General features: G+C 59.8%; 16 protein-coding genes. 12 read left to right on the top strand and 4 right to left on the bottom strand.

The annotated features are described in order from the left end of the window. Positions 1–140: 140 nt before the first annotated feature. The 6 genes from CO660_RS10295 (at position 141) to clpA (ending at position 6,005) form a co-directional block, all read left to right on the top strand. A complete protein-coding gene (locus CO660_RS10295; protein ID WP_085778038.1) occupies positions 141–926 on the top strand; it encodes an alpha/beta hydrolase in 786 nt (261 codons plus the stop codon). Positions 927–1,053: 127 nt separating this feature from the next. Beyond that, on the top strand, positions 1,054–1,887 hold the full coding sequence (gene cysE / locus CO660_RS10290; RefSeq protein ID WP_064709189.1) for a serine O-acetyltransferase: 834 nt from the start codon (positions 1,054–1,056) through the stop codon (positions 1,885–1,887). Positions 1,888–2,024: 137 nt separating this feature from the next. Beyond that, positions 2,025–2,228 (top strand): DUF3126 family protein, encoded by a 204-nt coding sequence (locus tag CO660_RS10285; protein ID WP_008526943.1) that lies wholly within the window; start codon positions 2,025–2,027, stop codon positions 2,226–2,228. A gap of 272 nt (positions 2,229–2,500) precedes the next feature. Then, entirely contained in the window at positions 2,501–2,881 is a 381-nt protein-coding gene (locus CO660_RS10280) for a phasin family protein (RefSeq protein WP_085778039.1), read from the top strand. A gap of 270 nt (positions 2,882–3,151) precedes the next feature. After that, entirely contained in the window at positions 3,152–3,505 is a 354-nt protein-coding gene (gene clpS / locus CO660_RS10275) for an ATP-dependent Clp protease adapter ClpS (protein WP_008526939.1), read from the top strand. 10 nt (positions 3,506–3,515) lie between these two features. Continuing rightward, positions 3,516–6,005 (top strand): ATP-dependent Clp protease ATP-binding subunit ClpA, encoded by a 2,490-nt coding sequence (gene clpA, locus CO660_RS10270; protein WP_085778040.1) that lies wholly within the window; start codon positions 3,516–3,518, stop codon positions 6,003–6,005. Between the two features lie 75 nt (positions 6,006–6,080). Here clpA and CO660_RS10265 read toward each other — a convergent pair whose 3' ends face one another. The 4 genes from CO660_RS10265 to CO660_RS10250 form a co-directional block, all read right to left on the bottom strand. Continuing rightward, positions 6,081–6,506 (bottom strand): HIT family protein, encoded by a 426-nt coding sequence (locus CO660_RS10265; protein WP_085778041.1) that lies wholly within the window; start codon positions 6,504–6,506, stop codon positions 6,081–6,083. A 54-nt stretch (positions 6,507–6,560) separates the two neighbouring features. After that, positions 6,561–7,751 (bottom strand): GNAT family N-acetyltransferase, encoded by a 1,191-nt coding sequence (locus CO660_RS10260; RefSeq protein WP_097598602.1) that lies wholly within the window; start codon positions 7,749–7,751, stop codon positions 6,561–6,563. A gap of 78 nt (positions 7,752–7,829) precedes the next feature. Then, positions 7,830–8,546: a glycerophosphodiester phosphodiesterase gene (locus CO660_RS10255; RefSeq protein ID WP_097598601.1), complete on the bottom strand. Its 717-nt coding sequence runs from the start codon at positions 8,544–8,546 to the stop codon at positions 7,830–7,832. Beyond that, positions 8,543–9,013 (bottom strand): RidA family protein, encoded by a 471-nt coding sequence (locus CO660_RS10250; protein WP_097598600.1) that lies wholly within the window; start codon positions 9,011–9,013, stop codon positions 8,543–8,545. Before CO660_RS10250 ends, CO660_RS10255 begins: the two co-directional genes overlap by 4 nt. A 136-nt stretch (positions 9,014–9,149) precedes the next feature. Between CO660_RS10250 and CO660_RS10245 the strand changes: the two genes are divergently transcribed. From CO660_RS10245 to frr, 6 genes are all read left to right on the top strand, one after another. Further along, positions 9,150–9,986 carry a cell envelope integrity EipB family protein gene (locus CO660_RS10245; protein ID WP_097598599.1) on the top strand — a complete coding sequence of 279 codons (837 nt, stop codon included), beginning with the start codon at positions 9,150–9,152 and terminating at the stop codon, positions 9,984–9,986. 169 nt (positions 9,987–10,155) lie between these two features. After that, positions 10,156–10,299 carry a hypothetical protein gene (locus CO660_RS33250; RefSeq protein WP_176536260.1) on the top strand — a complete coding sequence of 48 codons (144 nt, stop codon included), beginning with the start codon at positions 10,156–10,158 and terminating at the stop codon, positions 10,297–10,299. A 233-nt stretch (positions 10,300–10,532) separates the two neighbouring features. Next, positions 10,533–11,300: a 30S ribosomal protein S2 gene (rpsB, locus tag CO660_RS10240; RefSeq protein WP_003573382.1), complete on the top strand. Its 768-nt coding sequence runs from the start codon at positions 10,533–10,535 to the stop codon at positions 11,298–11,300. A gap of 237 nt (positions 11,301–11,537) precedes the next feature. Further along, the gene (gene tsf / locus CO660_RS10235; RefSeq protein WP_085778047.1) at positions 11,538–12,464 is read left to right on the top strand and encodes a translation elongation factor Ts; all 927 of its coding nucleotides are present in this window, start codon (positions 11,538–11,540) and stop codon (positions 12,462–12,464) included. Positions 12,465–12,559: 95 nt separating this feature from the next. Continuing rightward, positions 12,560–13,282, top strand: a complete 723-nt coding sequence (pyrH, locus tag CO660_RS10230) for a UMP kinase (protein WP_011425194.1) — start codon at positions 12,560–12,562, stop codon at positions 13,280–13,282. Between the two features lie 162 nt (positions 13,283–13,444). Continuing rightward, positions 13,445–14,005: a ribosome recycling factor gene (gene frr / locus CO660_RS10225; RefSeq protein ID WP_097598598.1), complete on the top strand. Its 561-nt coding sequence runs from the start codon at positions 13,445–13,447 to the stop codon at positions 14,003–14,005. Positions 14,006–14,010: the final 5 nt, after the last annotated feature.

The following is a 14,010-nucleotide window of genomic DNA, read 5'->3' as shown; positions in this document are numbered from 1 at the left end:
CTTTGAAAGTGCGCGAACCTTATAAGCCTTCGTCTCAAATGTGTAGAGCCAAAGCGCCGCGCCGGGCACAGTTTTTACCCACAATTTTGGCTTCCCGCCGAGAGGCGGCTCGACTATGGTCGCGCCAAAAGGAAGGCCCGATGAACCTGAATACACCCGCATTTTCAAGCTTCACTCATGATGGATTGAAGATCGCCTTTTTCGACGAGGGCGACCCCTCCGGCGTGCCTGTCCTGTTGATCCATGGCTTTGCTTCGACGGCAAGCGTCAACTGGGTGCATCCGGGCTGGCTGAAGACGCTGGGCGATGCGGGCTACCGGGTGATCGCCATCGACAATCGCGGCCATGGCGCAAGCGACAAGCCGCACGATGCCGAAGCCTATCGCCCCTGGGTCATGGCCGGCGATGCAATCGCCTTGCTCGATCATCTCGGCATCCCTGAGGCGAATCTCATGGGCTATTCGATGGGGGCGCGCATTTCTGTATTTGCTGCACTTGCCAATCCGCATCGCGTCCGCTCGCTGGTGCTCGGCGGCCTCGGCATCGGCATGACCGATGGGGTCGGCGACTGGGATCCGATCGCCGATGCGCTGCTGGCTCCGTCGCTGGAGGTCGTGACGCATGACCGCGGCCGCATGTTCCGCGCCTTCGCCGAACAGACGAAAAGCGACCGCACTGCGCTAGCCGCCTGCATCCGCGGCTCGCGCGACCTTGTCGCTCGCTCCGATATGGGCAAGCTCGACATGCCGACCCTGATCGGCGTCGGCACCAAGGACGATATCGCCGGCTCGCCGCAGGAGTTGGCTGCCCTGATGCCCGAGGCCGAAGCGCTCGATATTCCCGGCCGCGATCACATGCTCGCCGTCGGCGATAAGGTTTTCAAGCAGGCGGTGCTGGCCTTCTACGCAAGGGTTGCCGAGGGGTGACATAATCGTGATGCCGAAAAACCATGCTAAAAAACCATGGTGACGGCACCCATTTATGTTATTGGCGTTTTCCACTATATATGGGCATTCCGAAACGGCATTCCGGCTGGCAACGAGGAGAGCGGCGATGGTCGCCAAGACAGATATCCGTGCTTTTGAGACTGGCCATCCGCTGAAGGTGATGGATCCCATCTGGGACAGCCTGCGCGAGGAAGCACGGATCGCGGCCGAAAAGGATCCTGTTCTCGCGGCCTTCCTCTATTCGACGGTGATCAATTATCATTCGCTTGAGGAATGCGTCATCCACCGCATCTGCGAACGTCTCGACCATCCGGATATGCAGGCGAACCTGCTGCGTCAGACCTTCGAGGAAATGCTGCTCGACTGGCCGGAGTGGAGCTCCATTCTTCGCGTCGACATCCAGGCCATCTACGACCGCGATCCCGCCTGCCTGCGCTTCATGGAAGCGGTGCTCTACTTCAAGGGCTTTCATGCGCTGCAGACGCACCGACTCGCGCACTGGCTTTTGAATCGTGGCCGGCGTGATTTCGCGCTCTATCTGCAGAGCCGATCCTCCAGCGTCTTCCAGACCGACATCAATCCGGCTGCGCGTATTGGCAAGGGCATCTTCCTCGATCATGCCACCGGCCTCGTCGTCGGCGAGACGGCCGTCATCGGCGACAATGTCTCGATCCTGCACGGCGTGACGCTCGGCGGCACCGGCAAGGAGGGCGCCGATCGCCACCCGAAGATCGGCAGCGGCGTCATGATCGGCGCCGGTGCGAAGATCCTCGGCAATATCGAGATCGGCTATTGCTCGCGCGTCGCCGCCGGCTCTGTGGTGCTGAAGGCGGTGCCCCCCAAGAAGACGGTTGCAGGCGTGCCGGCCAAGGTTGTGGGCGAGGCCGGTTGTTCCGAGCCGTCGCGCAATATGGATCAGGTAATCGGCGCCGATATCTGAGTGTCGGCGCTGGAAAGACAGAATAAGCGACGGAACCTGAGCGGGGACAGTCATCGCCAAGCGGCGCCCCCGCCTTTACACCGCTCCTTTTCCTGTGCAAGAAGCGGCCAATCAAGGCCGCTTACGGAGATGACAGAGTGAAGCCAGAAGAAATCAAGAAGCTCGACGCCTACTTCAAACGTACGCTCAACCCGCAGATCGTCGTCAAGGCGCGTCCGCGCAAGAATGATTCTGCGGAAGTCTATCTCGGCGAAGAATTTCTGGGCGTCGTCTATGTCGATGACGAGGACGGCGACCGCTCCTACAACTTTTCGATGGCGATCCTCGACGTCGATCTTTGATCGCGCATGAGAGCTTGAAGTGGACCGGGCGGCGACATCCGCCCGGTTTTTTTGTTTTTTTCGCTGCCGAATCAATTTTTTTTTAAAACGTCTGGTTGTGACGATATGACATATATTAGCAAAAACCGTTAAAGAGGTACGTTCACCGGCGCGCTCGCTTTGTCTTATTGCTGTAACGCAACCTTGAGATGTTTTGCGTCGCACAAGACTACTTGACTATTTGTGCGTTGCGGCTACCCTGCCGCCATCCAACAGCCCAACGGAGGATGGCCATGTTCAACTTTGACGAAGCCAACAAAAAGAGCAAGGAAGCCGTCGACACGGCGCTGAGAACCTATTCCGAGACGACCAGGGGCTTTCAGGCGATCGCCGCGGAAGCCGCTGAATATTCGAAAAAGTCCTTTCAGGATGCCGTAACGCATTTTGAAACCTTGGCAGGCGTCAGGAGCTTCGAGGCCGCTTTCGAACTGCAGACCGGCTACGTCAAATCGGCTTATGAGAGCTTCGTCTCCGAAACGACCAAGCTCGGCGAAATGTATGCCGATCTCGCCAAATCCGCCTACAAGCCCTATGAGGCGCCGATCGCTGCTGCTGCCGCTGGCGTAGTCAAGTCGCCGAAATCGCCGCAGCCGGCGACCCCCGCTGCCGCCTGAAGCAACGTCAAAAGCGCAACCTGCGCTACATATTGAAAAATAAAGACTGGCTACGCACCTGTAGCCGGTCTTTTTTGTTTCCACTTTCATTGCTGCGTCGGACCGTCCGGGGACATTTTGGGTCTTTCCCGTGCATGCCGGCATTTCTTGATTGCAGTGTCTGACAGGGGGCTTAAAATCGGCCCATTATGAACTAAGTTAGTGTTTCAGATATTCGGCGGGAAAAGCACCCTCCCATGCTCCGCCGGATTGATCGAGGAATGAATGACAATGATCGCAAAGCCGATCCGGATGCAGAACGACAGCGAAAGGAACGGGGACAACGGAAATCGCGGAACCTCGGTCATCACGCGCACCAAGCCGAAGACCAAGAAGCCCAACCTCTATCGCGTGCTGCTTTTGAATGACGATTATACGCCCATGGAATTCGTCATTCATATTCTGGAGCGTTTTTTTCAGAAGGATCGTGAAAGTGCCACCCGCATCATGCTCCACGTCCACAATCACGGCGTCGGCGAGTGCGGAATATTCACATACGAGGTAGCGGAAACGAAGGTCAGCCAGGTGATGGACTTCGCCCGGCAGCACCAGCATCCGCTGCAATGCGTCATGGAAAAGAAGTGAGGATCTGAACGTGCCAACATTTTCGCCTAGTTTAGAGAAGGCGCTCCATCAGGCACTGACCTTTGCCAACGAGCGGCATCATGAATATGCGACGCTCGAGCATCTGCTGCTCGCCCTGATCGACGATGCCGATGCGGCCGCGGTTATGGGCGCCTGCAATGTCGATCTCGACGCGCTGCGCAAGACGCTCGTCGAATATGTCGATAACGAACTTTCCAATCTGATCACCGGTTACGACGAGGATTCCAAGCCGACCTCCGGCTTCCAGCGCGTCATCCAGCGTGCCGTTATCCACGTGCAGTCATCCGGCCGCGAAGAAGTGACCGGCGCAAACGTGCTCGTCGCGATCTTCGCCGAGCGTGAAAGCCATGCCGCCTATTTCCTGCAGGAGCAGGAGATGACCCGCTACGATGCCGTCAACTACATCTCCCACGGCATCGGCAAGCGGCCGGGCGCGTCGGAGACCCGTACTCCGCGCGGCGCCGAAGAGGAGGCCGAGAGCAAGCCGACGGCGCGCGGCGGGGAGGAAGAGGGCGGCCCCAAGAAGCAGCAGGATGCGCTCAAAGCCTATTGTGTCAATCTCAACGAGAAGGCCAAGGGCGGTAAGATCGACCCGCTGATCGGCCGTCATGCCGAGGTCAGCCGCACCATTCAGATCCTGTGCCGCCGTTCGAAGAATAATCCGCTCTATGTCGGTGATCCCGGCGTCGGCAAGACGGCGATCGCCGAAGGGCTGGCCAAGCGCATCGTCGAAGGCAAGGTGCCCGAGGCGCTCGCCGATGCGACGATCTTCTCGCTCGACATGGGCACGCTGCTTGCCGGCACGCGCTACCGCGGCGACTTCGAGGAACGGCTGAAGCAGGTCGTCAAGGAGCTGGAAGAATATCCGGGCGCCGTCCTCTTCATCGACGAAATCCATACGGTGATCGGTGCCGGCGCCACCTCGGGCGGGGCGATGGATGCATCGAACCTGCTGAAGCCAGCCCTGTCATCGGGCGCGATCCGCTGCATCGGTTCGACCACATATAAGGAATACCGCCAGTTCTTCGAGAAGGACCGGGCGCTGGTCCGTCGTTTCCAGAAGATCGACGTCAGCGAACCGTCGATCAATGATGCGATCGAGATCATGAAGGGGCTGAAGCCCTATTTCGAAGAATATCATCATCTGCGTTATTCGAACGACGCCATCAAGTCGGCCGTCGAGCTGTCGGCCCGCTACATCTCCGACCGCAAGCTGCCGGACAAGGCGATCGACGTGATCGACGAAACGGGTGCGGCCCAGATGCTGCTGCCGCCGTCGAAGCGCCGCAAGCTGATCACCGAGAAGGAGATCGAGGCGACGATCGCCACGATGGCCCGCATTCCGCCGAAGACCGTCTCCAAGGACGACGAGGCCGTGCTTGCCAATCTCGAGCAGGAGCTGCGTTCGGTGGTCTACGGACAGGACATCGCGATCGAAGCGCTTTCGACATCGATCAAGCTGGCGCGTGCCGGCCTTCGCGAGCCGAACAAGCCGATCGGCGCCTATGTCTTCTCCGGTCCGACCGGCGTCGGCAAGACCGAGGTGGCAAAGCAACTGGCAGCGTCGCTCGGCGTCGAACTCCTGCGCTTCGACATGTCGGAATATATGGAGCGGCATACGGTCTCGCGTCTGCTCGGCGCACCTCCCGGCTATGTCGGCTTCGACCAGGGTGGCCTTTTGACCGATGGCGTCGACCAGCATCCGCACTGCGTGGTCCTGCTCGACGAAATCGAGAAGGCGCATCCGGATATCTACAATATCCTGCTGCAGGTCATGGACCATGGCACCCTGACCGACCACAACGGCAAGAAGATCGACTTCCGCAACGTCATCCTGATCATGACGACGAATGCGGGCGCCTCCGAAATGGCCAAGGCGGCCATCGGCTTCGGCTCGTCCAAGCGCACCGGCGAGGACGAGGAGGCGCTGACCCGTCTCTTCACGCCGGAGTTCCGCAACCGTCTCGACGCAATCATCCCGTTCGCGGCGCTGCCGACGGCGGTCATTCACAAGGTCGTTCAGAAGTTCATCATGCAGCTGGAGGCCCAGCTTTCCGAAAGGAACGTCACCTTCGACCTGCATGAGGATGCGATCGCCTGGCTTGCAGAGAAGGGTTACGACGAGAAGATGGGCGCCCGCCCGCTGGCCCGGGTAATCCAGGACACGATCAAGAAGCCGCTCGCCAACGAAATCCTCTTCGGCAAGCTGAAGAAGGGCGGCGTCGTCAACGTCACCGTCGGCCCGAAGGAAGACGGCAAGCCCGGTATCCTGCTGGAAGCCATTCCGGATACGGCGCCGATCAAGCCGAAGCCGGAGGCCGAGGTCGTCCATCCCGAAACCGACGACGAGGATGATGGCGAGCTGAAGACGAAGACGGCCCGCAAGACCCGCGCCAAGACGGTCCCGCAGGCCGAGCCCGAGGTCCGCGACGCCCCCAAGAAGGGAAGCACGGTTCCCAAGGTTCCGCGCAAGAAGTGAGAGCTCGTCACCGAATTGGAAAAGGCCGCGGTATCCGCGGCCTTTTTCTGTTTCCGTCGTTGCCAGGAATTCGCGTTATGCCAGGGCCGCCCGGATCTTTTCGGCATGGGCGGCAAGCACGGCGCCATCTTCCATCTTGCCCGAATGCGGCTTGAGCGCCACACCCTCATGGCGGGGGATGATGTGGAAATGCAGATGGAACACCGTTTGTCCGGCCGCCGGTTCGTTGAACTGGGCGATGAACACGCCATCGGCGTCGAAAACTTGCTGGACCGCCTGGGCGACCTTTTGAACGACGGTAATGGCATGGACGAGGGTGGCGGGATCGGCATCGAGGATATTGCGCGAAGGCGCCTTCGGAACGACGAGCACGTGGCCCGGCGCCTGCGGCATCACATCCATGAAGGCGACCGTATGCTGGTCCTCGTAGATTCGGTGCGAGGGAATTTCGCCGCGCAGGATCTTGGCGAAAATATTGTTGTCGTCATAGGCGCTGGTCATCGCGAAATCTCCTCACGTTCCATTTGATCGGGTAGCGCGCTCGCCGGGGCGGCGTCAATCCTCCTGCTGACGCTCACCCTTGCGGAAGGGGCTGTGCTCGCTCAGCAGCTCACTCATCTGCTCGACATCGGCGCGCTCGCGCGCGAGATAATCACCGATCGCACGGCGCAGTCCGGCATGGGCGACATAATGAGCGGAGTGCGTCGTCACCGGCAGGTAGCCGCGAGCGAGCTTATGTTCGCCCTGCGCTCCGGCCTCGACCCGTTTCAACCCCTTCGCCAAGGCGAAGTCGATCGCCTGGTGATAGCAGACCTCGAAATGCAGGAAGGGGTGGTCCTCGATGCAGCCCCAGTGACGGCCGTAGAGCGTATCGCCGCCGATGAAATTGATTGCGCCGGCAATATAGCGTCCGTCGCGCTTGGCCATGACGAGCAGGATATCGTCGGCCATGCGCTCGCCGATCAGCGAGTAGAATTTGCGGGTGAGATAGGGCCGGCCCCATTTGCGGCCGCCGGTATCCATGTAAAATTTGAAGAACTGGTCCCAGATCCGCTCCGTCAGATCACGGCCGGTCAGCCAGTCGATGCTGATGCCGGTTTCGAGCGCGGCGCGGCGCTCCTTGCGCAATGCCTTGCGTTTGCGCGAAGCGAGCGTTTCAAGGAAGTCGTCGTGATTGGCATAGCCGTCATTGATGAAATGAAACTGCTGGTCGGTGCGGTGTAGATAGCCGTCCATCTCGAAGACGCCGATCTCCTCGTCCGGTACGAAGGTAATATGCGCCGAGGAGATGTCGAGCCGGCGCACGACCTCCTTCAGGCTTTCGGCGATCGCGCTCTGGATCGGCAGACGCTGCAACCCTTCGGCGACGAGAAGACGCGGCCCGGTCGCGGGTGTAAATGGAATCGAGCACTGCAGCTTGGGATAATAACGCCCGCCGGCCCGCTCGAAAGCGTCGGCCCAGCCGTGGTCGAAGACATATTCGCCCTGGCTGTGGTTTTTGAGGTAGCCGGGCAGGGCGCCGATCAACTCGCCGCGATCGGTTTCGAGTAACAGGTGGTGGCCGAGCCAACCGGTTTCGGCTGTGGCCGAGCCGGACTCTTCCAGCGACGACAAAAAGGCGTGCGAAACGAAAGGATTGTAGGCAAGCGTGTTGCCACCCTTCGACGCCCCGGAAAGCCTGGACCAGCTCTCCGGGGAAATCGCGGTGAAGGAGCGTTCTACGCGAATGGACAGTTCATCGGTCATGCGGCGGATGCGAAGCCTGTGGGAGGAGGGTCTCGGCTCTGTTTCAGTCTGCGCATGATCTTGGCCAAAAAGCGAGCGTCAAACCGCACGCGGGTCGAAACCTTCGAAGGTCATCTGGTCTGCATTGGCGAAAGTGCGCCGGCGCGCCTCTTCGTCTCGCACCGTCCAGGTAATCACCGGAATGCCCTTTTCGCGTTCGCCCGTGATGAAGGCATTCGGCAGGTCGTCATAATAATAGGAGATGAAATCGAGACCGATCTGCATCGCCTTGGCATGGGTCTCAAACTCCTCCGGCGTGTTGCCGTTGGCGGTCAGCCCGAGCGGGTAGGGCGAGCCAAGCGCCTTTAGATCGCGCAGCAGCCAATGGTCGAAGCTCATCAGCGCGACCTTGCCCTCATAGCCCTCAAGCACTTCGAGCACGGATTCAGCGAAGCCTTCGTCGTCGGCCTCACGGCCCTTCAGCTCCAGCACCAGGGGCACCTTGCCCTGGACGAGATCGAGGAGTTGGCTGAGCGTCGGCACCTTGTCTCCCGTGCCGCCGACGGCGATCAGCCCGAGTTCCCTGGAGGTGCGCTCGCGGACGTCGCCGTTCAGATTGCACAGACGCTGAAGATCCTCGTCATGAAAGATGATCGGTACGCCGTCGGAGGCGTAATGCAGGTCGCATTCGATCGCGAAGCCGGCTTCGACAGCGCGCGAGAAGGCCGAGAGCGTATTTTCCCAGACAAGCTTATTCAGGTCGTGATAGCCGCGATGGGCGACCGGCACGTCCTTGATCCAGTCCGCATTGGTCATTCTGCGATTTCCATGATAGCGTCGATCTCGACGGCGGCGTTGAGCGGCAGAGCGGCCATGCCGACGGCGGCGCGCGCATGTTTTCCGGCCTCGCCAAGCACACCGGCGATCAGGTTCGAAGCACCGTTGATGACGAGATGCTGCTCGATGAAGTCGGGCGCCGAGGCGACGAAACCGTTCAGCTTGATGACGCGCCGGATGCGGCCGAGGTCGCCGCCGAGCGCAGCTTTGGCCTGGGCGAGGATGTTGATGGCGCAGAGTTCGGCGGCGCGCTGGCCGCTCGCAACGTCGATGGTCTTGCCGAGATGGCCCGATACGGCGACTTTGCCGCCCTCGAGCGGCAGCTGGCCGGAGATGTAGAGAAGATTGCCGCTGATGACATAGGGAACGTAATTTGCGGCGGGTGCTGCGGCTTCGGGCAGGGTTATCCCCATCTCGCTCAAGCGTCCAGCAATTTCATTGGACATTTTCGTCTCCGCTTTTGTTGTCAATGTTTCCAAAATTATGCATCAAGACTAGAATCTTTAATATGACAGCTTCGAGCCTCGATTTGGCCGAAAGAGTTCATATAACATCGCGGCCGAGTCCAATAGGAGTGAATGAATGTTCCGATCGAGTCTAGCCGCTCTGCTTCTCGCCGGCCTTTCCGCCCACGCATGGGCGGCTGCGCCTGCGGCAAGTGCTGCGATCGCGACCGGCCTCGTCGCCCATCGCGCGGTCTACGATTTGGAATTGAAAGATGCGTCGGACCGCTCCGGCATCGCCTCCATGTACGGGCGCATGGTCTATGAATTCGACGGCAACTATTGCCAGGGCTTCACCACAAATTTCCGCTTCGTGACGCAGATCGACACTGGCGACAGCGTACGCGTCAGCGATCAGCAGACAAAGACCTTCGAGAACCTGAAGGACCGCAAGTTTACCTTCGACACCAAATCCTTCACCGACGACCAGCTCGACAAGGAGGTTAACGGCGCGGCCGAGAATCAGGCCAATGGCGTCAAAGTCGATCTCAAGCAGCCGGCGAGCCGCGAGCTGCAGCTTGGCGAAAGCCGCTTTCCGACAGAACACATGCTCGATGTGATCCAGAACGCCAAAGAAGGAAAACGCTTCTTCGAAGCCCGCGTTTTCGATGGTTCCGATGACGGCGACAAGTCGCTGGTGACGACAACGATCGTCGGCAAGCAGGAAACGCCTGCTGCCGAGGAGGCCGATGCCGGCAATGCCGGTGCCTTCTCGAAGACGGCCTTCTGGCCGGTGACCATCGCCTATTTCAACGAGAATGCAAAATCGGATTCGCTGCCGGTCTATCGCATGTCGTTCAAGCTCTACGAGAACGGCATCACCCGGGACCTGACGATGGATTATGGCGATTTCGTTCTGACCGGGAAGCTAGCCAAGCTCGAGCTGCTCGATCACAAGGCTGAGGTCTGCAAGTAGGCCGCCGTTTCTCCACTGTCATAAAACTGTATCACAAAGTTCATTATTGTGTCGGCGACCAGCGATGATTGAGTCGCCTTCTGTCGTCCTGCTCTTGTGATCGGAGCGATTCCAGCGGCCAGTCCATTGCGACGGGGCCTGCAGTTGCGCAATAGGCCTCCAGACCAATGTGCGCCGCAAGCCTGGAAAGCCTCACTATGGCGGAAACGCCGACAGCGCGATCACCAGCCTGCTGCCCGCGGAGATCGACGCCGTCCTGCCGATGCCCGATGCCGGCGTCGTGCTGGCGCTGCTGCCGACACTCGCAAGCTGAGCGGCGGCATTTTCAGGGCAGGGCAGTCGGCCGGAAATCCGGCATGATCCTTGTTTTTATGCCGAATGGAATGTTTCCCTTGCTTTTATGCCCGACGGAATGTATGGGCACCGGCATTCCACACGTAAGGCATGGGATCGTCCGGGAGAAATCCGGGCTGTTCCGCCGGTGGCATCCTCGACGAGGGTGCTGTTCGTCTTGCGGAGGTTCAACCGGAAAAGGAGTAACAAGGCATGGCATTGCCTGATTTTTCTATGCGTCAGCTTCTTGAAGCAGGCGTCCACTTCGGCCACCAGACCCATCGGTGGAACCCGAAGATGAAGCCGTATATCTTCGGCGATCGCAACAACATTCACATCATCGATCTGGCTCAGACCGTTCCGATGCTGTCGCGCGCCCTTCAGGTTGTCAGCGACACCGTTGCCCGTGGCGGCCGCGTTCTCTTCGTTGGCACCAAGCGCCAGGCTTCCGAAATCATCGCCGACAGCGCCAAGCGCTCGGCCCAGTACTACGTCAACTCGCGCTGGCTCGGCGGCATGATGACGAACTGGAAGACGATCTCCAACTCGATCCAGCGCCTGCGCAAGCTCGACGAGATCCTCAACGGCGAAGCGCAGGGCTTCACCAAGAAGGAACGCCTGAACCTCGAGCGCGAACGCGAAAAGCTCGACAAGGCTCTCGGCGGTATCCGCGATATGGGCGGCACGCCCGACCTGATGTTCATCATCGACACCAACAAGGAAAAGATCGCGATCGACGAAGCCAAGCGCCTCGGCATCCCGGTCGTTGCCATCATCGATTCGAACTGCGATCCGGACCTGATCGACTATCCGATCCCGGGCAACGACGACGCATCGCGCGCCATCGCTCTGTACTGCGAGCTGATCTCTCGCGCTGCCATCGACGGCATTGCGCGCCAGCAGAGCTCTTCCGGCCGTGATCTCGGCGCATCCTCCGAGGTTCCGGTCGAGCCGGCTCTCGAGGAAGCAGCCGAAGGCTGATGAAGGCGGGCGGAGACAAAACTCCGTCGAAGCTTGCATAGACTGGGAAGGCCGCTCGCGACTCATCGAAGTTCGGCGGCCTTACCTGTTTCAAGGCGGATGCGTCAGGCGTTCCGCCAATAAAGTTTCGTTATGGCGCGTCTTCATCACGCTGTCATACATACAGGTACATTTCGTGCCTCAATCCGGTGCCGCGCCGCTTTGCGGTCCACCGTTTGAACCGACAAGAGGAAGATAATGAGCGAGATTACGGCTGCAATGGTGAAGGAACTGCGCGAAAAGACCGGCGCAGGCATGATGGATTGCAAGAAGGCTCTTGCAGAAACCAATGGCGACATGGAAGCGGCGATCGACTGGCTGCGCGCCAAGGGCATCGCCAAGGCCGACAAAAAGTCCGGCCGCACCGCCGCCGAAGGCCTCGTCGGCGTTTCGAGCCAAGGCACGAAGGCCGTCGTCGTCGAAGTCAACTCCGAAACCGACTTCGTCGCCCGTAACGATGCCTTCCAGGATCTCGTTCGCGGCATCGCCAAGGTCGCCGTTTCGACGGATGGCACTGTCGACGCGGTGGCTGCCGCAACCTATCCGGCATCCGGCAAGTCCGTTTCCGACACGATCAAGGATGCGATCGCAACGATCGGCGAGAACATGAACCTGCGGCGTTCGATCGCTCTGTCCGTCGAGGACGGCATCGTCGCCACCTATATTCACAACGCGGTTTCCGACGGGCTCGGCAAGCTCGGCGTTCTCGTCGCGCTGAAGTCGACCGGTGACAAGGAAGCCCTGAACGCAATCGGCCGCCAGGTCGCCATGCACATTGCCGCGACCGCGCCGCTGGCGATCCGCCCGGAAGAAGTCGATGCCGCCGTCGCCGAGCGCGAGCGCAACGTTTTCATCGAGCAGTCGCGCGCGTCGGGCAAGCCCGACAACATCATCGAAAAGATGGTCGAAGGCCGCATGCGCAAGTTCTTCGAAGAAGTTGCTCTTCTCTCGCAGTCTTTCGTCATCAATCCGGATCTCACCGTCGCAGCCGCCATCAAGGAAGCTGAAAAGGCCGTCGGCGCTCCGATCGAAGTTGCCGGCATGGCCCGTCTTCTGCTCGGCGAAGGCGTCGAGAAGGAAGAGACCGATTTCGCAGCCGAAGTTGCGGCTGCCGTCAAGGGTTGATCTTTCAGCCATAATTGGGAAAACGCCAGGGCATCGCGTGACAACGCGGTGCCCTTCGTGTATCGGGCATTCACGGCAATTTACGAGGGGCCAAGATGTCTTTAGAGCCTGTCTATAAACGCGTTCTACTCAAGGCTTCCGGCGAAGCGCTCATGGGTGCCCAGGGTTTCGGGATCGATGTCACGGTGGCGGACCGCATTGCATCCGATATTGCCGAGGCAAGGCACATGGGCGTGGAAGTCGGCGTCGTCGTCGGTGGCGGCAATATCTTCCGGGGTGTCGCAGTCGCATCCAAAGGCGGCGACCGGGTGACCGGCGACCATATGGGCATGCTCGGCACCATCATCAACGCGCTGGCGCTGGCAACCTCGCTGCGCAAGCTGAACATCGATACGGTGGTGCTTTCGGCCATCTCCATGCCGGAGATCTGCGAGAGCTTCTCGCAACGAGCGACCCTTTATCATCTGTCGATGGGACGCGTGGTGATCTTTGCCGGCGGCACCGGCAATCCCTTCTTCACCACCGATTCCGCCGCCGCACTGCGTGCTGCCGAAATGGGCGCTCAAGCGATCTTCAAGGGCACGCAGGTGGACGGCATCTACACCGCCGACCCAAAAAAATACCCCGATGCGACCCGCTTCGACCGCCTGACGCACCAGGAAGTGCTGGACAGGGGGCTTGCGGTGATGGACGTTGCTGCGGTGGCGCTCGCCAGGGAAAATTCCATTCCGATCATCGTCTTCTCGATCCACGAGAAGGGTGGTTTTGCTGAAATCTTGACGGGCGGTGGCCTCAAGACCATCGTCTCCGACAACTGATACAAGCCGCGCCGCGGTTTCGGCGTAGCCCTCGCTAGAACATGATCGAGCTTTAGGTCCGGTTGGCCTGAAATCTGAAACATGTTCTACATTAAAGAATTAGAGCATGAGATGTCCGAAAGCCGCTGACTTATCGGCATCGCTCTAAACGGGAGCATCGACATGAGTGAAGGTATCGATATCAAGGAACTGAAGCGCCGGATGGACGGCGCGGTCTCCGCATTCAAGAGCGACATTGCATCGCTGCGCACCGGCCGTGCTTCGGCCAACATCCTCGATCCGGTAACGATCGAGGCCTATGGTTCGCGCGTGCCCTTGAACCAGGTGGCCAACATCACCGTGCCCGAGCCGCGCATGCTGACGGTTTCCGTCTGGGACAAGTCGATGGTCAGCGCCGTCGAACGCGGCATCCGCGAATCCAATCTCGGCCTTAACCCGATCGTCGACGGTCAGAGCCTGCGTATTCCGCTGCCGGAATTGAACGAGGAGCGCCGCAAGTCGCTCGTCAAGGTGGCGCACGACTATGCCGAAAAGGGCAAGGTCGCGATTCGCCATGTCCGCCGTGACGGCATGGACGGCCTCAAGAAAGCCGAAAAGGACGGTGTAATCGGCCAGGACGAGAGCCGTGCGCAATCCGAACGCGTACAGAAGATGACGGACGAGACGATTTCCGAAATCGACCGCTTGCTTGGCGAGAAGGAAAAGGAAATCATGCAGGTCTAGTGGAC

Origin of the sequence: Rhizobium sp. L9 (assembly GCF_002531885.1) — a bacterium.
Lineage (GTDB): Bacteria > Pseudomonadota > Alphaproteobacteria > Rhizobiales > Rhizobiaceae > Rhizobium.
Note: the sequence above shows the minus strand (reverse complement) of the source record. Positions and strands in the feature narration are given on the sequence as shown.

Excerpts from the sequence above, each read along its gene's own strand:
- CO660_RS10260 (WP_097598602.1), bottom strand. The coding sequence starts at position 7,751 with ATGACCGATGAACTGTCCATTCGCGTAGAACGCTCCTTCACCGCGATT.
- frr (WP_097598598.1), top strand. The coding sequence starts at position 13,445 with ATGAGTGAAGGTATCGATATCAAGGAACTGAAGCGCCGGATGGACGGC.
- CO660_RS10280 (WP_085778039.1), top strand. The coding sequence starts at position 2,501 with ATGTTCAACTTTGACGAAGCCAACAAAAAGAGCAAGGAAGCCGTCGAC.
- CO660_RS10250 (WP_097598600.1), bottom strand. The coding sequence starts at position 9,013 with ATGTCCAATGAAATTGCTGGACGCTTGAGCGAGATGGGGATAACCCTG.
- pyrH (WP_011425194.1), top strand. The coding sequence starts at position 12,560 with ATGTCTTTAGAGCCTGTCTATAAACGCGTTCTACTCAAGGCTTCCGGC.
- CO660_RS10295 (WP_085778038.1), top strand. The coding sequence starts at position 141 with ATGAACCTGAATACACCCGCATTTTCAAGCTTCACTCATGATGGATTG.
- rpsB (WP_003573382.1), top strand. The coding sequence starts at position 10,533 with ATGGCATTGCCTGATTTTTCTATGCGTCAGCTTCTTGAAGCAGGCGTC.
- clpS (WP_008526939.1), top strand. The coding sequence starts at position 3,152 with ATGATCGCAAAGCCGATCCGGATGCAGAACGACAGCGAAAGGAACGGG.
- CO660_RS10245 (WP_097598599.1), top strand. The coding sequence starts at position 9,150 with ATGTTCCGATCGAGTCTAGCCGCTCTGCTTCTCGCCGGCCTTTCCGCC.
- cysE (WP_064709189.1), top strand. The coding sequence starts at position 1,054 with ATGGTCGCCAAGACAGATATCCGTGCTTTTGAGACTGGCCATCCGCTG.
- CO660_RS10265 (WP_085778041.1), bottom strand. The coding sequence starts at position 6,506 with ATGACCAGCGCCTATGACGACAACAATATTTTCGCCAAGATCCTGCGC.
- tsf (WP_085778047.1), top strand. The coding sequence starts at position 11,538 with ATGAGCGAGATTACGGCTGCAATGGTGAAGGAACTGCGCGAAAAGACC.
- CO660_RS10255 (WP_097598601.1), bottom strand. The coding sequence starts at position 8,546 with ATGACCAATGCGGACTGGATCAAGGACGTGCCGGTCGCCCATCGCGGC.